This is a genomic window from Sorangium sp. So ce834 (genome assembly GCF_051521425.1).
Taxonomy (GTDB): domain Bacteria; phylum Myxococcota_A; class Polyangia; order Polyangiales; family Polyangiaceae; genus Sorangium; species Sorangium cellulosum_D.
Genome location: NZ_CP150351.1, coordinates 8,445,957 through 8,466,444, shown reverse-complemented (window position 1 = coordinate 8,466,444; position 20,488 = coordinate 8,445,957). Strand labels below are relative to the sequence as shown.

The following is a 20,488-nucleotide window of genomic DNA, read 5'->3' as shown; positions in this document are numbered from 1 at the left end:
GACCCTATGCGGTATCAGACACGAATCCTGTGCAGGAGGGCGGAGCTCGCCGAGCTCGCGGCCGTGTGGGAGCGCTGCCGTCGCGCGCGGGCGCGAGGGCAGCTGCATCATCGGCTGGAGCACATCGCCATCGAGGCAGAGGAGATGGCCCGGACGGGCTCGTCGGGGTGGGCGGGAGACGGCATGATGGTCGCGGCCCTGTTCGACCCCGATGAGGGGACGCTGGTCGGCGCGGCGCCGTTCCTGCTCCAGGAATGGACCTGGCGCTGCCGCCTTGGTTACCTGTCCGTGGGCGCGTTCCCGGTCCGGCGGGCGGTGTTCTGCGGGACCGACTGGCTCGGGCCGGACGACCCGGTCGAGCAGGCGGCGCTCCTCCAGGCGATCCTCTCCGCGGAGGTGCCTTACCAGATGATCTTCATCGAGGGATTGCCGGTCGCGTCCGATCTCCTGCGGCTCCTCCGGAGCTCCCCGCAGGTGCGCCGAGAGTTCTGGGTCGACACGCTGGCCGGGGTGACGCCGCGCCGGCTCGTCGATCTGCCGGGGAGCTTCGAGGCGTACCTCGCGAAGTTCAGCGGCCGCACGCGCCGGACGCTGAGGTACAAGGTGAAGCGCCTCCGGGGCGCCATGACCCACGGTTTGAGGCTCCAGTGCGTCACGCGGAAGGAAGAGCTGCCGCGCTTCCTCGAGCAGGCGGGGATCGTCGCGGCGCGGAGCTGGCAGGGCAGGTGCCTCGGGCAATCGGTGGACGAGCAGGCCACGCGGCGCAAGCTGGAGGCGCTCGCGGAGCGCGGCTGGCTGCGCGGTTATCTCCTCTCGGACGGCGACGCTCCCATCGCCTTCGTGGTCGGGCTGCTGGACGAGGGCACCTATCATTACGAGCGCGTGGGCTACGATCCCGCGTGGGCGCCGTATCAGCCCGGCACCGTCCTGCTCCTCATGATCCTCGAGGACCTGTGCGCCGACGGCGTCCCGAGGACGCTCGATTTCGGCTATGGAGACAGCGAGTACAAGCGGCTGTTCTCCACGCGCTCCTACGACGAGCTGACGGTCCGGCTGGTCCGCAAGTCGGCCTCCACGGTCGTCCCGTACGTCACGCACGCGGCCTGCTGGACCGGCGCTGCGCTGATCAGGAAGGGCCTCGATCGCTTCGCGCTGAGGGAGCGGGTGCGGCGGTTCCTTCGGGGAGAGCCGGCCCCGGCGGCGCAGATCGAGGCGGAGGGCGCGGCGGACGAGGCGGAGGCCGCCCACCCCGGCAGGGCCGCGCACCCCGGAGCAGCCGCGCACCCCGGCAGGACCGCGCGCCCCGGAGCGGCCGCGCGCGCGGGCGAGGCCGCCCGCGGCGGCGAGGCCGCGAGCTCCGCGCACGCCGTGGCCCCGTAGCGCGCCGCGCGCCGCGGCGCCTCCCTAGGGCCTCTATCGCCCCGCCGTCACCCCGCGAGCCTTGACCAGCCATCGAGCTTGACGCAATGCGTTGTCGGCCCTCTCGGCTCCTGGGGGGCCGCCATGAGCGAAAGCGCGGCGCCGATTGAACGTTCCGCGGGCGTCCGGGAACGGAGGTTCGTTCGGCCACGCAACGGCGGCCCCGCGGGGGGCGCCGGGGCGCGCCCACAAGGAGTCACCGATGACGCCCGTCTCCTCTGCCCCTCTGGCGCGGAGCTCTGCGCCGCGATCCGCCTTTCGCCGGCTCGTGAAGCCGCTCCTCGGTCTCATGGTCTTCGCGGCGCTCTTCCTCGCGCTCGCGTGGGCGCTGGACGACAGGCCTCGCACGGCGGCGGGGCCCCTCGCGGCGGTGGCCGCGAGCCCGCTCGGCCAGCTCTCCCGGTCCGCCGCCGATCGCGCGCTCCTCGTCGGCCGCGTCGAGGAGCGCCTCCCGGCCGGCTCGTACACCTATTTCGCCGTGCGCGCCGGCGAGGCCCTCACGTGGGCTGTCACGGTCGGCGACGCCCCGCCGCCCGGCACCCCGGTGCAGGTGCGGAGCATGGGACGCAGGACGAACTTCCATTCAAGCCGCCTCGCGCGGACGTTCCCCGAGCTCGTCTTCGGGGTCGTCTCGCGCGCCGACTGAGCCCCCGGGCAGCGCCCGAATCAGAAAGGACCCCGACCATGACCACGACGACACGTACGTTGAACGAGACCCTCGAGCGCTCCTCGCGCGCGCTGGCCGCCGCGGTCCTCGCGGCGCTCCTCTCGGGGTGTGGCTCCGACACCGGCGCGACGCCCTCCGACGCGCCCTCCGACGCGCCCCCCGCCGGGTGCACGGGCGGCGTGCTCGAGGCCGACCTGGAGGCCGACCAGCTGAGCGGGCCTGGCGTCGATCCCGCGACCGGGGCGCTCCTGCCTCCCCCGGAGGGCTCGTCGTACACGGTCAGCGCGACATACGGGATGCCGAGGCCGGGAGAGGCCGTGATGGAGAAATACGTGCAGTACTTCGGCGCGATCCAGGCGCAGCTCGCGTCTCAGCCCGGCCTCGTGGCGATCCAGCTGGCGCAGTCGCCGTCCTGCGGCTCCGGGCGCACGCTGGCCGTCTGGTCGTCGACCGAGGCGATGTACGAGTTCGTCATGAGCCCCGCCCACCTGGCGGCGATGGACGCCGTGAACGAGCTGCTCCTGCCGAACTATGCGGTCACCCACTGGGAGGCCGCCAGGGCCGACGAGGTGACGATGGCGGAGGGGGCCCTCCACATCCAGGCGACCGACGCCAGGACGCGATGAGCTGACGCCGCGTCGGTCGCGCCCGCTACGGTCCAGGGTCAGCGGGCGGGCGCGCTCGCCGCGCGCTGTGCGCCGAGGCGGCTCATCGCGAAGGCGAGCCCGCTCTGGAGCGTGCCCTGCGTGGTGATCCGGCTGAAGTCGATGTCGAGGCTCACCAGCGTCCTGGCGATGTCCGGGCCGACGCCCACCATGACGCTCCGACAGCCGAGCAGCTCCGCCGCCTGCACGGCGCGAATCAGGTGGCGCGCCACGGCGGTGTCGATCACCGGCACGCCGGTGATGTCGAGGATCACGAACTCCGCGCCTCGCTGCCCGATGGCGACCAGCATGCTCTCCAGCGCCTGGGCCGCGCGCCGGTCGTTGATCTCCCCGACCAGCGGCATCAGCAGGATCCCCTGCCAGATCTGGATGACCGGCATCGCCATGCGATCGAGCAGCGCCGCCTGCGCGTCGATGATCGCGCGCTGCTCCCGGTTCTCCGCCGCCATCCGCTCGGCCTCCATGTGCCGCCGCTTCAGATCGGTGATGTCCGTGATGAGCCCGCAGAGGCCGACCACCTCGCCCTGCGCGTTCTTCATGGGGAACTTGCGGGTCCAGATCGTGCGCGTCACCCCGTCCGCGCCCGTGGCGTGCTCCTCGTTCTCGCTCGGCTCACCGGAGTTGAAGACGAGATCGTCGTAGCTCCAGAAGAGATCGGCCTGCTCCTTCGGCCAGTAATCCGGATCGCTCCGGCCGATCAGGTCCTCGTAGCGCTGCCCGATCAGCCGGCAGAAGCCCGGGTTGCACGCGATCCAGCGGTGTTGCCGATCCTTGACGAAGATGGGATCCGGGATGGTGTCGATGACGAGCTGGAGGAGCTCGAATGTCTTCCAGTCCGAGACGTCGAGGCAGGGGAGCGTGAACGCCATGCAGAAACGCCGATCTCCCCCCGGCCAGCCTCTCGTTATCGGCCATCGGGGATGGCTCCGCAAGGACAGAAGCCGCCAGGATCATGCGCCGAATGGCGAAGACGTGTTGGAGCACGCCATGACGGCGTGGACGTACTTCGTCTTTCTAGCCCACGCTACACATTTACGAGAAGGCTCGACGCCGCGCGAGCGCAGCAGGCGCGCGCGGCTCGAGCTCCCGCGCTCGCGTCGAGCGCGCGCAGGAGCCACGCCACGCCGCGCTCGCGTCGGAGGGGCCGAGCCGCGCCGCGCGCTCGCTCGCCGCCGCCGCCGCCGCATCGAGCGCTCGCTCGCGAGCCGCGGCCCCGAGGCGGAGATCGCCCCGGCGCTGGCCGAGCTCGGCATCAGCGCGGCGCTCCACGGCGCCTTCTCGCGGGGGGCTGCTCGCCGGCAGCAAGCCGAAGGGCCGGGCGACGACCGCGCCCGCCTGCGAGCTTGTGTCGCGAGAACCCAGAAATTTCTTCTCGCGGTGTCCTTGGCGATCTCTCTATCGCACCGTCGCAGAGCGCCTCCCGGAGAGCTCCTCGCGCGCTGTCGTCGGCGCTGTGGCGGACCTCGCACGTTTCGGATAGAAGCGTGATCAAACCTCCGAGGTCAGGGAATTCACCGGCGCCTCGCAGCAGGCCTTCGTGAACCACGGGTTCGCTGCAATTTTCGCCTTCATCGCTGCCGATCCAGTCGCTGTACGCTTCAGCCGATCGGGCGATGTTGGGCCATGCAGGTGTCGCTGATTATCGAGAGCTTCTAGTCCAACCCATCAGAACGCTGGGGCCCCGGGAGCCCCGTCCTGCATGAGAATCGTTGACATTCGCGCCACCACCGTCACCGTCCCCCTCGAGGCGCCCCTGCGCCACGCCAACGGCTGCCACTGGGGCCGCTTCGTGCGCACGCTCGTCGAGGTCGAGGCGGATAACGGGCTGATCGGCCTCGGCGAGATGGGCGGCGGCGGCGAGTCGGCCGAGGCCGTGTTCCGCGCCATGAAGGGTTACCTCGCGGGCCACGATCCGGCCCGCCTCGAGGAGATGCGGTTCAAGATCGCGAACCCGACGGCCTCCCTCTACAACAACCGCACCCAGATCCTCGCCGCGCTGGAGTTCGCTTGCCTGGACCTGCTCGGACAGGCCTACGGCGTGCCGGTCTACGATCTGCTCGGCGGCAAGCTGCAAGACGAGGTGCCCTTTGCGTCCTACCTCTTCTTCCGCTACCCGAACGCGGACGGCTCGGGCGAGGTCCGCACCCCGAAGCAGCTGGTCGAGGAGGCGAGGGCGCTGAAGAAGAAGCACGGGTTCACCTCGCACAAGCTCAAGGGCGGCGTGTTCCACCCGGATTACGAGCTCGAGTGCTACCGCGCGGTGGCCGACGCCTTCCCGGACGACCGCGTCCGCTTCGATCCGAACGCCGTCTGGTCGACGGAGCAGGGCATCCGCTTCGGTCAGGCGATCGAGGACCTGAACAACGACTACCTGGAAGATCCCGTCTTCGGCCTGCACGCGATGCGGCGCACCCGAGAGAAGGTGCGGATGCCGCTCGCGACGAACACCGTCGTCGTGAACTTCGAGCAGCTCGCCGCGAACGTGCTGGACACGGCGGTGGACGTCATCCTGCTCGACACGACGTTCTGGGGCGGCATCCGGCCGTGCGTGAAGGCGGCGGGCATCTGCGAGACCTTCGGCCTCGGCGTCGCCGTCCACTCCTCGGGCGAGCTCGGCGTGCAGCTCGCGACGATGCTGCACCTCGGCGCCGTCATCCCGAACCTCTCGTTCGCCGCCGACGCGCATTACCACCACCTGAAAGACGACGTGATCCGCGGAGGCCCGCTCCCCTACCAGAACGGCCGCATCCGCGTGCCCGACGGCCCCGGCCTTGGCGTCCGCCTCGATCGCGAGAAGGTCGCCCGCTACGCCGAGGAATACCGCCGCCTGGGCCCCTATCCCTACGACAAAGATCCCCTGCGCCCGGCCTGGTGCGCGACCGTGCCGAACGAGCGCTGGGCCGATCCAAAGGACGACCGGATCCCCGAGGTGCCGAGATGACCCTCGCCGAGCGCGTTGCCAAGGCGATCGACGCCGCGCCCATCATCGATCTCCACACCCACCTCTTCGCCCCCCAGTTCCAGGCGCTGAACCTCTGGGGCGTCGACGAGCTCCTGACGTATCACTATCTCGTCGCCGAGACCCTGCGCGCCGAGCCGAAGGTCACGCCCGAGGCGTTCTACGCGCGCGACAAGGAGGCGCAGGCCGACCTCGTGTGGGAGGCGCTCTTCGTCCGCCGATCGCCGCTGTCCGAGGCGACCGCGGGGGTCGCCACCGTGCTCGACGCGTTCGGCCTCGACCCCGCCGCGCCCAACCTGCGCGACGCGCGCGCCTTCTTCGCCGGCCGCAAGGCCGAGGATCACCTGGAGGACGTGCTGCGCCTCGCGGGGGTGAGCGCGCTCGCGATGACGAACGACCCGACCGACCCCGCGGAGCGCGCGATCTGGGAGGCGGGCGTCGAGCCCGATCCGCGGTTCTACACGGCGCTGCGCATCGACCGCCTCGTCTCCGCGAACGACCTCGCGGCCGAGCTCGACCGCTGGATCGCCCGCATGCGGCCGCGCTACCTCGCGATCTCCGTCAACGAGGTCGCGGCCCCGCCCCGGGCCGTGCTGGACGCGTGCCGGGCCCACGGCCTGCCGTTCGCGATGATGGTCGGCGTGCGGCGCGCGGTGAACCCCCGCCTCGGCGTGGCCGGCGACGGCGTGAGCACCGTCGACCTCACCCCGCTCGAGCGGCTCGCCGGCGACAACCCCGACGTCCGCTTCCTCGTCACGACGCTCGCGCGCGAGAACACGCACAGCCTCTGCGTCGTGGCGCGCAAGTTCGCCAACGTCCTCCCGTTCGGGTGCTGGTGGTTCATGAACAACCCGAGCCTCATCGAGGAGACGACCTCGATGCGCCTGGAGATGCTGGGGCCGACCTTCGTGCCGCAGCACTCCGACGCGCGCGTCCTGGATCAGCTGATCTACAAGTGGCGCCACTCGCGGCGGTCGATCGCCAATGCGCTTTCGCGACGCTATGGGGCGATGCCCGTCCCGCCGACCGACGCGCAGATCGAGCGCGACGCGCGCGCGCTCCTGGGCGGCATCGCCGGGGAATGGCTGGGAGCATGACCAAACTCTTCGACATCGCGGGCCGCAGGGCCGTCGTGGTCGGCGGCACCTCCGGCATCGGCCGGGCGATCGCCCTCGGCCTCGCCGAGGCGGGGGTCCACACCGTCGCCTCGGGCACCCGGGCCGATCGGGCCCGCGCGGTCTATGGCGAGATCTGCGAGCGGGGCGTCCGCTCGCTCGAGGCGACGTGCGACGTGAGCGACCGGGCGTCCCTCGACGCCCTGCGCGACGGCGTGGTCCAGGCGCTCGGCGGCGTCGACATCCTCGTCAACTGCGCCGGCAGGACGTTCCGCACGCCCACGGCCGAGGTCGGAGACGCCGAGTGGAACGGCCTGCTCGACACGAACGTCACAGGCATGCTCCGCGCCTGCCAGTCGTTTTATCACCCGCTGCGCGAGAGCGGCCGGGGCCGCATCGTCAACATCGCCTCGCTGTCGAGCTTCGTCGCCTTCCACGAGGTGGCGGCCTACGGCGCGTCGAAGGCGGCCGTGATGGCGCTCACCCGCAGCCTCGGCGCCGAGTGGGCGAAGCACGGCATCCGCACGAACGCCCTCGTGCCCGGCGTCTTCGTGACCGACCTCAACCGCGCGCTCCTCGACGGCACCCCGCGCGGGCGGGAGCTGCTCGCCCGCACGCCGCTCGGCCGCTTCGGCGAGACCCAGGAGCTGATCGGCGCGGCCCTCTTCCTCTGCTCTGACGCGGTGAGCTTCATCACCGGCACGAGCATCGCAGTCGACGGTGGCTTCTTGGCTTCGGGGGTGAACCAGTGACCGCTGCTTCTCCTGTGGTCCCGGCGAGCGGCGGCGTGATGACGCGCACCCGCTGGACCATCTGCGCGCTCCTCTTCTTCGCGACGACGATCAACTACCTCGATCGGCAGCTCTTCTCGCTGCTGGTCCCGTTCTTCGAGAACGAGCTGCGCCTCGGGCCGACGGACCTCGCGCTCATCAACGTGAGCTTCCTGCTCGCGTACGGCTTCGGCATGGTGTTCGTCGGGCGCTGGATCGACCGCGTCGGCACCGGCAAGGGGCTCAGCGCGACGTTCCTGGTCTGGAACATCGCCTCCGCGGCCCACGCCTTCGTCGGCAGCTTCGGCGGCTTCGCCGCGATCCGCTTCCTGCTCGGGGTCGGCGAGGCGGGCAACTTCCCATCCGCCGTCCGCACCGTCGCGGAGTGGTTCCCCAAGAAGGAGCGGGCGCTCGCGACCGGCCTGTTCAACTGCGGGTCGAACGTGGGCGCCATCCTCGCCCCGCTCCTCGCGGTGCGCATCGCGGAGGCGTACGGCTGGCGCGCCTGCTTCCTCGTCCTCGGCGGGATCGGCGTCGTGTGGATCTTCTTCTGGACGCGCCTCTACCGGCGGCCGGAGGAGCACCCGAAGGTGTCGCCCGAGGAGCTCGCGCACATCCGCTCCGACGCGAAGGAGTCGACCGAGTCGCTCGGCGTCAGCGAGGTGTTCGGGATGCGGCCCGTCTACGCGGTCGCGATGGCGAAGTTCTTCACCGACGCGCCGTGGTGGTTCTACCTCACCTGGCTGCCGAAGTTCCTCGTCAGCGAGTTCAAGCTGACGCCGACGTTCATGGGCTACGCGATCCCGGTCGTGTTCATCGTGGCCGACGTCGGCGCGGTCGGCGGCGGCTGGCTCTCCTCGAAGCTCATCGCGAGCGGCCGCTCGGTCGGCGCGGCGCGGAAGCTCGCGATGCTCGCCTGCGCGCTCGCCGCGGTGCCCGTCATGGCGGTCGGGCAGCTCGTCGACGTCCCGAGCGTCGCCGGCATCCCGTCGGTGTACGTCGCGGTCGCGCTCATCTCGCTCGCCGCGGCGGCGCACCAGGGCTGGAGCAGCAACCTCTACACGCTGGTCTCGGACACCCTGCCTCGCCCGGCGATGGCGACGGTGGTCGGCATCAAGACCGCCTTCGGCGTCGTCGGCGGGGCGATCTTCCAGATCTTCGTGGGCCGGTCGCTCACGCTCACCGGCTCGTACGCCCTGCCGTTCCTGCTCGCGGGGAGCCTGTACCTCGTCGGGTTGCTCGTGCTGCACCTCCTCCTGCCGCGGGTCGAGCCGGTCACGCCCAAGCGGCGCGTGCCGCAGGCGGCGATCGTCGCCGGCGGCCTGGCGATGCTCGCCAGCATCGCGGGCCTGCAGCTCGCCCTCAACCGTCCTCCGTACGCCTCCGTCGACGACTACCGCGCGACGCGGCCCGGCCAGCTCGGCGCGACGGGCGCGCCGGTCGAAGGCCCCGCGGCGCACGTGGGCTGGATGGACGCGCGCTGGTACCTCTGGCCGACGGCCCAGGGGACCAAGGCCGAGCTCGTCAAGCTCGACCGCGACGGGCGGCCCATCGTCGAGTCGAAGGGCGCCGGCGCCAAGGGCTACATCGGCCCGTCCGCCACCGAGGTGCAGTCGACGCGCGCGCCGGGAGGCAGCCCGTGATCCCCGCCCTCGGCGAGCCCCATCGCCTCTGCTCGGCCCTTCGGGCCCACCTCCTCGATTCGGGGCTTCCGTCACGCGGCCAGCCCTCCTATCGGTAAACCATGTCCATCACGCTCCGCGATCCTGCTGAATGCCGCTGGGACCTCGTCTCCCTCGGCGAGGTCATGCTGCGCCTCGATCCCGGCCACGGTCGGATCTCGACCGCCCGCGGCTTCCACGCCTGGGAGGGCGGCGGCGAGTACAACGTCGCGCGCGGCCTCCGCCGCTGCTTCCGGCTCAGGTCGGCGATCGTGACCGCCCTCGCGGACAACCCCGTCGGGCGGCTCATCGAGGACCTCATGCTGCAGGGCGGCGTGGACCTCTCGCACCTGCGCTGGGTGCCCCACGACGGCGTGGGGCGGACCGTGCGCAACGGCCTGAACTTCACCGAGCGGGGCTTCGGCATCCGGGGGGCGGTCGGCGTCTCGGACCGCGGCCACACCGCCGCGTCGCAGCTGAAGGCCGGCGACATCGACTGGGACGCGATCTTCGGCCGGGAGGGCGCGCGGTGGTTCCACACCGGCGGCATCTTCGCCGCGCTCTCCGAGACCACGCCGGGCGTGGCCAAGGAGGCGATGGAGTCGGCCCGGCGGCACGGGGTCGTCGTCTCTTACGATCTGAACTACCGCCCTTCGCTCTGGAAGTCGATCGGCGGCCAGGCCCGCGCGCGGGAGGTCAACCGCGCGCTCGCGCCGTACGTCGACGTGATGCTGGGCAACGAGGAGGACTTCACGGCGGCCCTCGGCTTCGAGGTCGAGGACCTCGACGAGGGGCACAAGAACCTCCATGTCGGCGCGTTCGAGGCGATGATCCAGCGCGTCATCGAGGCGTTCCCGAACATCCAGGCGGTCGCGACGACGCTGCGCGTGGCGACGTCGGCGACGCGCAACGACTGGAGCGCGGTGCTGTACCAGGGCGGCCGGCTCTACCAGGCGCCGGAGCGCAAGGATCTGGAGATCTACGACCGCGTGGGCGGCGGCGACTCGTTCGCCTCGGGCCTGATCTACGGCTTCCTCGAGGGCAAGGGGCCGCAGTGGGCGGTCGACTGCGGCGCGGCGCACGGGGCGCTCGCGATGACGACGCCCGGCGACACCACGATGGCGACCCTCGACGAGGTACTCAAGGCGATGAAGATGGGCACGGCCCGGGTGGATCGATGAACAAGCAAGACGTGCTGGGGTGGATCGGTCGCACGCGCGTCGTGCCTGTCGTGCGCGCGGGCTCGGCCGACGAGGCGCTCCAGGCGGTCGACGCCCTCCTCGAGGGAGGGATCGACGTCCTCGAGATCACGATGACCGTGCCCGGCGCGGTCGAGGTCGTGCGCGAGGTCGCGGCGCGCCACGGCGATCGGGCCCTGGTCGGCGCGGGCACCGTGCTCGACGCCCGCACCGCCGAGGCGTGCGTCGAGGCGGGGGCGCGCTTCGTCGTCAGCCCCGCGCTCGACGAGGCGACGGTGAAGGCGTGCCTCGCGATGAACGTCGTGAGCGCGCCCGGCGCGCTCACGCCGACCGAGGTCGTGGCGGCGCACCGGGCGGGCGGGGACGTCGTGAAGGTGTTCCCCTGCGACGCCCTGGGCGGGGCGTCGTATCTCAAGTCGCTCAAGGCGCCTCTGCCGCACATCCCGCTCATGCCCACCGGCGGCGCGACGCTGCAGAACCTGGGCGCGTTCCTCGCCGCGGGCGCGGTGGCCGTCGGCGTCGGCAGCAATCTCGTGGACCTCAAGCTCCTGCGCGAGGGGCGGCGCGAGGAGCTCGTCGCCCGCGCCCGCGCGTTCCGCGAAGCAGCCCGCCAGGCCTGAAGGGGCACAGGAAAACGTAAGCGCCGTTCGCCGCGTCGAGCTCTCCCGCGCTGCCGGGCAGAGATCGACGCGACGCCGGGCCGTGATCCGTCCGGTGTAGTTCAGAGAAAAAGTGCAATGAAATCAATGGCTTGCGGCGCCAGCGAGGATTCCCGGCGCCGTCGATAACCAGGGGCTTCGGACATGAACCAATCGAAGGTTGCGAACCTATTCGGTGCGTCGATTTTCTTCGTGGCGGCGGCCGCGCACGGCCAGGCTCCCCCGCCGGCGCCGCCGCGGGGCGCGGCGCCTCCTCCGGCTGCGCCTGCTCCGGCGGCTGCGCCCGCGGCGGCTGCGCCCGCTCCGGCGGCTGCGGCTGCTCCGGCGGCCGCGCCGGCGGCGACGCAAGCCCCCCAGGCGCCGGACGCCGGCATGACGCAGCTGCCGACCGGCACGCAGGCGCCGGCCACGCCGCCGCCGATGGCGGGCACCGGGCCTGCGGCCGCGGCCCCGCCGCCGGCTCCCCCCGCGGAGTCGGCCAAGCCGCCCGTGCCGGCCGCCGTTCCCGTGACCTCCAAGTTCAAGGCCACGGTTTACGGGATGGCGGAGTTCGACATCATGCACGACTCCACCCAGAGCTTCGGCGAGTCGGTGGGGGCCACGGTGATCCAGCGCGAGGACACCTATGCGGGCACGCACGGCCGCACGCATTTCACGACGCGGAACTCCAGGCTCGGCGTCAAGGTGAGCGCGCCCGAGTACGAGGGGATCAAGGCCACTGCCGTCCTGGAGCTCGACTTCTTCGGCAACCAGCCGCCCACCGTCTCGGAAGCCTCGCTGGTGAGCAACGGCACCTTCCGCCTGCGGCAGGCGAACATCAAGGTGGAATCGGACTATGTCGACGTGGTGATCGGCCAGACCTATCACCTGTTCGGCTGGCAGCCGTTCTTCTTCCCGGCCACCACGTCGTTCTTCCCGGTGATGAACCAGGTCTTCGGCAGGATGCCGCAGCTGCGCGTCGGCCACACCTTCAAGTCGGACCCTGTGAACTTCGAGCTCGCGGCGGCCGCCGTGAAGCCGCCGCAGCGCGACTCCGAGATCCCGGACATCCAGGCGGGGCTCCGCTTCGGGGTCAACGGCTGGAAGGGGATTCACACGCTCGGCGCCGGCGGGATGTTGATCGACCCGCTGACCATCGGCGTCTCTGGGGCGCTCCGTCACTTCAAGGTGGCCGAGCACACCGCCGCTCCGATCTACTCGAGGTCGGCCACCGGCTACGGGATCTCGGTCGACGCGCTGATCCCGCTCATCCCGGCCAGCGCGCTGGATGACCCCGGCAATGCGCTGACGTTGACCGGCTCGTTCTTCTCCGGCACGGGCATCGCGGACATGGTGGGCGTCGCGAACAACGTGCCGAACCCGCCGCTCCCGGACGGCGCGGCCTACACGCCGAACATCGACAACGGCCTCGCGGTGTACGACGCGAACGGGAACCTGAAGACCATCGGCTGGCGAGGGATGATGGTCGGGCTCCAGTACTATCTGCCCCCCTCGGGGCGCGTCTCGATCTCCGCCAACTACACCCAGGGCTGGTCGGACCGGATCACGGCGGAGAACGGCTACAGCGCCCTCCGCACGGCGTTCAGCGAGTCGCGCTACATCGACGGCAACCTGTTCGTCGACATCACGCCGGCCGTCCGGGCGGGCCTCTCGTTTCAGCGCTCGGAGCAGACCTTCGCCGACGACGTGACCGCGACCAACGAGCGCTTCAAGCTGTCGCTCTACAGCTTCTTCTGAGCGGCGCGCGGGCGCGTCTGGGGCGGCGCGAACGGTCTCCGTGCGCGGGCTTCATCGACGGCAGCTACGCTTACCACGGCAGCTTCCGCCCGCTCGGGCAGATGTCGCGCGACATCACGCTGTTCAAGGACGACGATACGACGGGCTCGCCGCGCGGCACAGCGGCAAGTGCCTCGACGTGGTCAGCGGCTCGACCGCCGACGGCGCGGCCGTGAAGCAGTTCGCCTGCAACGGCGGCAGCAACCAGCAAGGGGAGAGCTGGTGACGCAGCACCGCGCGCCACGCAGCCGAGGCAGAGCGCCCCACCCCCGCGCGGGGCACGGCCCTTCGCCGGCGGGCGCCATCCGCCCGCTCCGCCCATGGAGAAATCTCCTGTGGGAGGACAGGTCCCCTGCCGCGTCGGAGCGCTGCTCAGGGGTCTTCGTGCTGCGTTCCCCGCTCGATTCCTGAGTATGCTGGCCGCCGGGACGGCGGGCTCGCTCGCCGGCCACGCTGGCGGCGAGGGGCGCTGGCGGAGGCCGGAGGGGCGCCCGTCTCTGCAGGCGAAGGAGCGACGATGATGACGCCGAATCAAGCCGCCAAGGGATGTCCGGTGCTCCACCTCAAGCCGGACGCGCCGGGGTTCGACGCGGACCCGTACCCCGCATACACGGAGCTGCGCGAGGCCGCGCCGGTGTATTTCTGGCCGGACGCGAAGTCCTATGTGGTCAGCCGCTTCGACGACGTGGCGGCCGTGCTGCGCGATCCGCGCCTCGCGACAGATCCGGTGGCGGCCGGGCTGCCCGCGCCGGATGCGGCGCTGCCGGAGGCGATCCGCGGGCCGTTCCAGCGGTCGCTGTTCCGCCTCGCCCCCAGGGACCACGCGCGCGTCCGCCGGGCCGTGAGCCCCGCCTTCACCCCGCGCGCGTGCGACCGCCTGCGGCCGACGATCCAGCGCATCGTCGACGAGGCGCTCGCGCCCTTCGAGGGCAAGGGCGAGATCGAGATCGCGGAGTTCGCCGACCTCATCCCCCTGCGCGTCATCTCCGCGATGCTCGACATCCCGGGCGAGCACGAGAAGACCTTCCGGGACTTCGGCGAGGCGCTCATCAAGACCGTCGATCCGCGCCTCACCCCCGAGGCGTACGCGGCGGTCGTCGCCCCGGTGCCCGCGGGCATGGCGCTGCTCCGCGAGCTCATCGCCGAGCGGCGCAGCCGCCTCGGCGACGATCTGCTGAGCACGCTCCTCCGCGCCGAGGCCGAGGGGGACCGGCTGAGCGAGGACGAGATGCTCGGGCTCGTCGCCGCCATCATCGCCGCCGGCTCGGAGACCACGGTGCACTTCATCTGCTTCGGCGTCATGTCGCTGCTCTGCGTGCCCGAGCGCGCGGCCGCGGTGCGGGCCGAGCCCGCGCTCCTGCGCAGCGCGATGGAGGAGCTCCTGCGCTTCGACAATTTCGGCAAGGGAGGGATCGTGCGGTACTGCACGGAGGACGTCGAGATCGGCGGGGTGAGCATGGCCAGGGGGTCGACCATCGTCGCGATCCTGCCGGCGGCGCTGCGCGATCCTCGCGCCATCCCCGACGCGGATCGCTACGACCCGCGGCGGCAGCACGACGAGGTCCTGAGCTTCGGCCTCGGGCCGCACTACTGCCTGGGCGCGTCGCTCGCGCGGCTCGAGGGGGAGATCGCCGTCGGGACGTTGCTCCGCCGCACCGCGGACATGCGGGTCATCGGCGCGCCGACGTACGCGGGGCACCCGACCCTCCGCAAGCTCTCGTCGCTGCGCGTGGCGGTGACGCCCGCGGCGCCGTCCGAGGTGGCCCGATGAGCCGGATCGTCGTGGACCGGGAGCTCTGCGAGGCCAACCAGGCCTGCATGCGGGCCGCCCCGGAGGCCTTCCGCGTGGACGAGGAGGATCGGCTCCACGTCCTCCTGACCGAGGTGGACCCGGCGCTGCGCCCGAAGATCGAGCGCGCGGTGCGGGCGTGCCCGAGGCGAGCGCTCGCGATCGTGGATTAGAGCGGTTTTCGTTCGGGTTCGGTGCAAGCAGAGCACGTCCGGTAGGGTGATGGCACGCAGGCTGCGTGGGCTACGCCCATGGGACCGTACAGTGTCGACCTGCGACAGCGGATCGTTGACGCCTACCGCAACGGCGAGGGAAGCATGCGAGAAATCGCCGCGCGTTTCGCCGTCGTTCTCAGCACTGTGCAGGAGTATCTCAGTCTCGAGCGGTCGACTGCGAGCGTAGCGCCTCGTCCGCACGGTGGCGGAAGGGCCTCGAAGATCGACGAGGCCGGAGCGCAGCAGCTACGAGCGCTCGTCGACGAGAAAAACGACCGAACCCTGGATGAGCTCATCGAGCTGCTGGAGCATCGCACGGGGGCGCGCGTGAGCCGCCCGACGATGTGCCGCGCGCTGATGCGGCTCGGTTTGACACGAAAAAAAAGACGCTATGTGCAAGCGAACAGGACAGGCCCGATGTCCAAGTCGCGCGTCGGAGGTTCCGCCGCCGAGCGCGGGCGGCGGGTGCGCGTCGGCTGATCTTCGTTGACGAATTCGGCGCTCATCTGGGCATGGCGCGCCGTCATGGGCGTGCGCCTCGTGGGAGGCGCGCGTACGGCAAAGTCCCCGCCAATCCGGACCCGAACATCACGCTGGTGATGGGGCTTGGCTTGCGAGGTGTCGTCGCACCGTGGGCCTTCAAGGGGCCGATGAACGGTGAGCACTTCGACGTTTACGTGCGCCAGGTGCTCATGCCCGAGCTGAAGCCCGGAGACGTGGTCATCGTCGACGGCCTTGGCGCGCATCGCCTACGTGGCGTGCGCCAGGCGCTTCGTACCCGAGGCGTCCGCTACTGGATTCTGCCCGCCTACTCGCCGGACTTGTCGCCGGTGGAGAACTGCGGCTCCAAGGTCAAGGAGGCACTTCGCGCCGCCGCTCCGCGCACCGTGCCGGCGGTTTACGACGCGATGGTCCGGGGGGTCGACAAGGTCTTCCGACAGGACGCGCAGGGCTGGTTCGCGCTGAAAGGCTACGTCCGACGACCTCGTCGTCCTACTCGGCGGCGCCCAGTCCGGTCGCAGGCTCCTGCGCGCGTTGGTCGAGCCCATGCCCCGCCGAATGCTGGGTGTACCGCACTCGAACGAAAACCGCTCTAGGGGGCAGATTTTCTGAAGGAGGCTCCCCTCCGGCGGCATTCAGCCTGGCAGCGTGACTCCTGGGCTCCTCCCGGAACATGGCTGACGAAGCGGAGCGGCCCTGCGCGGGCCGTTCCGTCGCGTTCGTCGCTGCTCACGCTGTCGTTTCGGACAACCCTTCTCCGATCGGAGGCTGCTTCCATGTTCATGTCACCCTCGACGGTCTCCTCGTCACGACGGACCGGAGCGTTGAAGCGGGTCCTGCAAGGGCTGACGCTGAGCTTGCTCTGCGCCGCCGGCAGCGCGCATGCCCAGAACCACCCGTTCGGTAGCCACCATCAGGCCTACCATCCATCGACGCTGCGCGTGTCGGCCGGCCAGGCCGCGGCCGACAGCGCGACATCGAATTTCTACTGGCAGTGGAAGAGTCGCTATGTCGAGCCCGGCTGTCAGCCGGGCGAATACCGCGTCCGGGCCAGCACGGGCGACGGCGCTCACGTCGTGTCCGAGGGCCAGGGGTACGGCATGCTGATCGCCGCGATGATGGCCGGGCAAGACGCCCAGGCGCGGACGATCTTCGACGGCCTGCACCGCTACAACCGCCGTCACCCCAGCCAGAACAACCCCGACCTGATGGCGTGGGCGCAGGACTCCAGATGCAGCGACATCCTCGACCACGACTCGGCCACGGACGGCGATCTCGACATCGCCTACGCGCTGCTGCTCGCGGACGAGCAATGGGGCTCCAGCGGCGCGATCGACTACGCGTCCGAGGCCACCCGCGTGCTCAACGCGATCGCGGCGAGCAACGTCAACCCGACCACGCGGCTCGTCAACCTCGGCGACTGGATCAAGTGGCCGGAGGACACGAAGTATTACTATGCCACGCGCAGCTCCGACTGGATGCTCGGCCACTTCCGCAGCTTCATCGGCCGCGCCGGCGCCGACTGGTCGCAGGTGCTGAGCGCGCACCAGGCGCTGATCGAGACGATGCAGAATCGGTACGCCAGCTCGACCGGCCTGTTGCCCGACTTCATCATCAACACCCACGCGACGCCTCGCCCCGCCGACGCCAACTTCCTCGAGGCGCCGCACGACGGCAGCTACTCCTGGAACGCGGCCCGCGTGCCGTGGCGCCTCGGCATCGACGCCGCCATCAGCGGCGACGCCCGCTCGCGCGACGCGGCCAGCAGGATCAGCCGCTGGATCCGCGGCAAGACCGGGGGGAATCCGAGCAACATCCGCGCCGGCTACACCCTCGCCGGCCGCGCGATCGAGCCCTACAACGATATGGTGTTCATGGCCCCGTTCGCGGTCGCGGCCACCACCGACTCCGGCGGTCAGGCGTGGCTGGACCGCCTGTGGAACGAGATCGTCTCCACCGCGCCCACCGAGGACTATTACGGCGACACGCTCAAGCTGCTGTCGATGCTGTGCGTCTCACGCAACTGGCTGACGCCGTGATCGAACGGAGCGCCGCGCCGGACGGGCCTGCATCGGCGGCTGCGCCTCTTCTTTTTTCTAGCGCGGACCGATGAGTTTCGCGCGGCGGCCGGGTCTCATCTCCGGACGGCTTTGCCGCCCGCCCTGTTCCGGAGGCCATCATGTCCGCTGTCTCGTCCGTCGCTTCGCCAGTCCCCGCCGAGCTCTCCTCCCGCATCGCCGCGCGCGGGATCGACGTCCTCCTCCTCGCCGCCATGGACGTCGGTCTCGGCCAGCTGATCGGCTTCGGCTTCGACTGGTTGCTCCTCGGTTCCGCGCTCGTCCTCGCGTACTTCACCCTGCTCGACGCCGCGGCGGGCACGACGCCCGGCAAGCTCGCGCTGGGCCTGCGGGTCGTCGGCCCGGACGGCGGCCGGCCGTCGCTGAAGCAGGCGCTGCTCCGCGAGGCATTCACGATCGTCGGTTCGATCCCGCTCCTCGGGCCGCTGCTCGCGCTCGCCGCCTGGACGTGGATCGCCCTGACGATCCGCTCGAGCCCGCTCCGCCAGGGCAAGCACGACCTGCTCGCGGGCGGTACGCGGGTGGTGCGCGTCGGGGGAGGGGACCGTGGAGCTCGTCGAGACCGGTGAGGGCCATCCAGGACAGCGGCGCGCGGAGGAGTCGCTCGCGCTCGCCGTCGCCCTCCGCGAGCGCGGCTACCGCGGTCACATCGCCGTCGGCGGCCGCTTCGCGACCTCCGCGAGCCCGCGCCGCCGCCCGGGCGGCTAGCGCATTGTGGCGTATGCTGCCGTCATGAGCTGGAAAGAGAGCTGTCGCACCCGCCTCCGCGAGCACCTCGACGCGCGCGGCGATCTCGCCCCGCCGTGGGCGCGCTTCCCCGATTACGAGCGCCACACCCTCGGCTGGCGCATGGGCGCCGGGGAAGACTGGATGGGGATGTGGAGCGTCTTCCTCGAGCAGCTCGCCCCGGATCCCGAGACCCGCATCGCTTACCTGCGGCGCCACCCGCCCGCTCCAGTCAGCTGGGCAGATGTCGTTCACGAGGTCCTGTTCCCCGCGGAGCGGAGCGACGACGACAGCGACGAAGACGACAGCGACGAAGACGACAGCGACGAGGACGATCCGACCGCGGCGGCCCAGCGCCGCTCGGCGCTCCTGGAGCAGGGCCTCATCGCGTCCGACGTCGCCTTCGTCACCTGGCTTGGCCAGCAGACAGGGGTGAGCTGGCCGTGGGCGCGTTGCCCGGCTCCCGAGGACGCGGCCCGCTACAACACCCGTGAGCTCTGGTTCTGGTCGCGGCAGGTCGCCGAGCTGCGGAGAGGCAGCGAATGGACGCCTCCCGGCGTGCCGGAGTCCTGGCGAGCGTGCGCACAGGCGCTCGAGACCGGGGACGTCGGCACGATCGAGCCCCGCCGCGGGCTCCTGTCGCTCGCCCGCCTGCTCTGCGCCGGGCAGGTGCAGGCGCCCTGGCAGCTCGGCCTGTCGCTCGCCGACTTCGCCGACTCCTTCGACGACGACATGGGCTATGTCGACGCGTTCCGCCTGTGGGGGATGTCGGCCTTCGACGATGCCCTCCAGCTCCGCCGCTACCTCGAGGCCACGCGCATGCCGCCGGGCTGGCGGGACTGGGTCGCGGAGCAATTCCCCGTCGCGTGAGCCGCCGGCGGCGCGCGCTGCCCGCGCGGCAGCGCGGATGAGCCGACCAAATCGACATCCGCGCCCTCGGCACGCATGCCACCCTGCGCGAGGCCCTCAAGTCCTGCATGAGGAGCCTCGCCTCGGGGACGCGCGCGGCGCGTTGACCGGCGAGGCAGCGCAGGATGCGACCGGAGCGTGGCAATCCGACCTGGGTCGCGGCAATGCGGTGAAGGTCCGGCGCCCGCGCTCGAGCATCCCGCGACGCGTCCTTGACGTGCGCCGTCCCCGTGTTAGTTAGGCAAACTAATCGATGTGCTGTGCCTGCTCAGGGGTCTCCGGCGCTCGCCGACCCCGCGGAGCAGGGGAGCACGGCGCGCAGCGGATCTGCAGCCGGTCTCTGGGCCGGCCGGTCGGAAGAGCGGCAGATCACGCCGGAGGACCCGGGCCTCGACGCGCGTCGAGGCCCGCTATCGCTCGTCAGGGCGGGGAGGCATTGGACGTGCCGGTGAGCTTCGCCTTCGCCAGGTTGTTCGCCTCGAGCTTTGTCTCCGCGTCCTTGACCGCGGCCGTGCCCGTGCCCGCGATCGTTATCGAGTCCTCCGCGAGCGCGTAGATCGTGAACTCGTAGGTGTCGGTGTTGGCGCTCCCGCCGCCGAAATTCGGGCAAGGCCCGAGGTAGTTGCTGTTCTGCTTGGCGCCGATCGACGCCGCGTCCTTGAACTCCTCGGGGAGCGAGGTGACGTTGGCCGGGATGTTGTAGATGACCCAGTGATAGCCGTTCATGTTGGGCGGCGTCTTGTGCGCCAGGGTGACGTCGATGAAGGTGATGGCGTAGCTCTTCGTGCCCGGAGGCCCAGCGGTCCAGTTGAGCTCCGGCAGGAGGCTGCCGTTGAAGCCGGCCGCCGCGCAGGTGTACTTGTCGGCGAACTCGTCGCCTTCCTCGTGGTTGGGGCTCGTGATCGCGAATTCAGCGGAGGACGCGCCGCCGCCGCCGTCGTTCGCGCCGCCCGCGTCGCCGCCGCCGCCGTCGCCCGCGCCGCCCGCGCCGCCGGTCCCCGTCGTCGCCGCCGTGGTCGTGGAGCTCGCCGAGGTCGTGCTGCTGGTGCTGCCGGGGCCGCTCGTGGTCCCGGTGCTCGTCGCGGAGCCCCCGCCGTCGCCCGACGGCCCGGTGTCATCGTCGGAGCAGTTCAGTGTTGCGAGCGGTACGCTTGTGAGGATGAGAATTCCAAGGCTGCGAATGAGCCTATCCGTGATGGTTCGCATGGGCGGGATGATGTCACGTTCAGGTTTCGCTCGCGATGGCAGTCGCTTCGCTCTGTGAAAAAAAAGAATCTCAATTCAGTGGGAGATTTCCCGGGACTTCGTCCGGTGTCGACACGCTTTATCTCTACAGCTCCGGCGCACATGCTTTGTGTTGACACGCTTTATCTCTACAGC

General features: G+C 70.9%; 21 protein-coding genes. 19 read left to right on the top strand and 2 right to left on the bottom strand.

Annotation, left to right across the window (positions count from 1 at the left end):
- Positions 1-6 precede the first annotated feature (6 nt).
- From WMF20_RS30780 to WMF20_RS30770, 3 genes are all read left to right on the top strand, one after another.
- Positions 7-1,380, top strand: coding sequence for a GNAT family N-acetyltransferase (locus WMF20_RS30780; RefSeq protein ID WP_437605445.1), 1,374 nt, complete (start codon positions 7-9; stop codon positions 1,378-1,380).
- Between the two features lie 241 nt (positions 1,381-1,621).
- Positions 1,622-2,065 carry a hypothetical protein gene (locus tag WMF20_RS30775; RefSeq protein WP_129577738.1) on the top strand — a complete coding sequence of 148 codons (444 nt, stop codon included), beginning with the start codon at positions 1,622-1,624 and terminating at the stop codon, positions 2,063-2,065.
- Between the two features lie 38 nt (positions 2,066-2,103).
- On the top strand, positions 2,104-2,712 hold the full coding sequence (locus WMF20_RS30770) for an antibiotic biosynthesis monooxygenase family protein (protein WP_437605444.1): 609 nt from the start codon (positions 2,104-2,106) through the stop codon (positions 2,710-2,712).
- Positions 2,713-2,750: 38 nt separating this feature from the next.
- Here WMF20_RS30770 and WMF20_RS30765 read toward each other — a convergent pair whose 3' ends face one another.
- Positions 2,751-3,620, bottom strand: coding sequence for a PAS domain-containing protein (locus WMF20_RS30765; RefSeq protein WP_437605443.1), 870 nt, complete (start codon positions 3,618-3,620; stop codon positions 2,751-2,753).
- A gap of 830 nt (positions 3,621-4,450) precedes the next feature.
- Here WMF20_RS30765 and WMF20_RS30760 point away from each other — a divergent pair.
- The 16 genes from WMF20_RS30760 (at position 4,451) to WMF20_RS30685 (ending at position 19,069) form a co-directional block, all read left to right on the top strand.
- Complete coding sequence (locus WMF20_RS30760) at positions 4,451-5,692, top strand: enolase C-terminal domain-like protein (protein WP_129577736.1); 1,242 nt, start codon at positions 4,451-4,453, stop codon at positions 5,690-5,692.
- Positions 5,689-6,807, top strand: a complete 1,119-nt coding sequence (locus WMF20_RS30755; RefSeq protein WP_437605442.1) for a hypothetical protein — start codon at positions 5,689-5,691, stop codon at positions 6,805-6,807. The genes WMF20_RS30760 and WMF20_RS30755 overlap by 4 nt, the downstream gene beginning before the upstream one ends.
- Positions 6,804-7,577 (top strand): SDR family NAD(P)-dependent oxidoreductase, encoded by a 774-nt coding sequence (locus WMF20_RS30750; protein WP_129577734.1) that lies wholly within the window; start codon positions 6,804-6,806, stop codon positions 7,575-7,577. The genes WMF20_RS30755 and WMF20_RS30750 overlap by 4 nt, the downstream gene beginning before the upstream one ends.
- Positions 7,578-7,615: 38 nt before the next feature.
- Entirely contained in the window at positions 7,616-9,238 is a 1,623-nt protein-coding gene (locus WMF20_RS30745) for an MFS transporter (RefSeq protein WP_437605441.1), read from the top strand.
- A gap of 101 nt (positions 9,239-9,339) precedes the next feature.
- Complete coding sequence (locus WMF20_RS30740) at positions 9,340-10,437, top strand: PfkB family carbohydrate kinase (RefSeq protein ID WP_437605440.1); 1,098 nt, start codon at positions 9,340-9,342, stop codon at positions 10,435-10,437.
- The gene (locus WMF20_RS30735; protein WP_129577732.1) at positions 10,434-11,075 is read left to right on the top strand and encodes a bifunctional 4-hydroxy-2-oxoglutarate aldolase/2-dehydro-3-deoxy-phosphogluconate aldolase; all 642 of its coding nucleotides are present in this window, start codon (positions 10,434-10,436) and stop codon (positions 11,073-11,075) included. Before WMF20_RS30740 ends, WMF20_RS30735 begins: the two co-directional genes overlap by 4 nt.
- 411 nt (positions 11,076-11,486) lie before the next feature.
- Positions 11,487-12,851, top strand: a complete 1,365-nt coding sequence (locus WMF20_RS30730) for a hypothetical protein (protein ID WP_437605439.1) — start codon at positions 11,487-11,489, stop codon at positions 12,849-12,851.
- A 40-nt stretch (positions 12,852-12,891) separates the two neighbouring features.
- A complete protein-coding gene (locus WMF20_RS30725; protein WP_437605438.1) occupies positions 12,892-13,116 on the top strand; it encodes an RICIN domain-containing protein in 225 nt (74 codons plus the stop codon).
- 291 nt (positions 13,117-13,407) lie between these two features.
- Positions 13,408-14,661 carry a cytochrome P450 gene (locus WMF20_RS30720; protein ID WP_437605437.1) on the top strand — a complete coding sequence of 418 codons (1,254 nt, stop codon included), beginning with the start codon at positions 13,408-13,410 and terminating at the stop codon, positions 14,659-14,661.
- Complete coding sequence (locus WMF20_RS30715) at positions 14,658-14,852, top strand: ferredoxin (protein ID WP_437605436.1); 195 nt, start codon at positions 14,658-14,660, stop codon at positions 14,850-14,852. Before WMF20_RS30720 ends, WMF20_RS30715 begins: the two co-directional genes overlap by 4 nt.
- Before the next feature lie 78 nt (positions 14,853-14,930).
- Positions 14,931-15,374, top strand: a complete 444-nt coding sequence (locus WMF20_RS30710; protein ID WP_437605435.1) for an IS630 transposase-related protein — start codon at positions 14,931-14,933, stop codon at positions 15,372-15,374.
- A gap of 32 nt (positions 15,375-15,406) precedes the next feature.
- Positions 15,407-15,991, top strand: coding sequence for a transposase (locus WMF20_RS30705; protein WP_437605434.1), 585 nt, complete (start codon positions 15,407-15,409; stop codon positions 15,989-15,991).
- Positions 15,992-16,171: 180 nt separating this feature from the next.
- Positions 16,172-17,434, top strand: a complete 1,263-nt coding sequence (locus tag WMF20_RS30700; protein ID WP_437605433.1) for a glycosyl hydrolase family 8 — start codon at positions 16,172-16,174, stop codon at positions 17,432-17,434.
- A gap of 140 nt (positions 17,435-17,574) precedes the next feature.
- Complete coding sequence (locus WMF20_RS30695) at positions 17,575-18,042, top strand: RDD family protein (RefSeq protein ID WP_129577728.1); 468 nt, start codon at positions 17,575-17,577, stop codon at positions 18,040-18,042.
- Positions 18,020-18,181 (top strand): hypothetical protein, encoded by a 162-nt coding sequence (locus WMF20_RS30690; protein WP_165374287.1) that lies wholly within the window; start codon positions 18,020-18,022, stop codon positions 18,179-18,181. The genes WMF20_RS30695 and WMF20_RS30690 overlap by 23 nt, the downstream gene beginning before the upstream one ends.
- Before the next feature lie 24 nt (positions 18,182-18,205).
- Entirely contained in the window at positions 18,206-19,069 is an 864-nt protein-coding gene (locus WMF20_RS30685; protein ID WP_437605432.1) for a hypothetical protein, read from the top strand.
- Between the two features lie 459 nt (positions 19,070-19,528).
- Here the strand turns inward: WMF20_RS30685 and WMF20_RS30680 are convergent, their stop codons facing one another.
- Entirely contained in the window at positions 19,529-20,314 is a 786-nt protein-coding gene (locus WMF20_RS30680) for a YbhB/YbcL family Raf kinase inhibitor-like protein (RefSeq protein WP_437605431.1), read from the bottom strand.
- Positions 20,315-20,488: the final 174 nt, after the last annotated feature.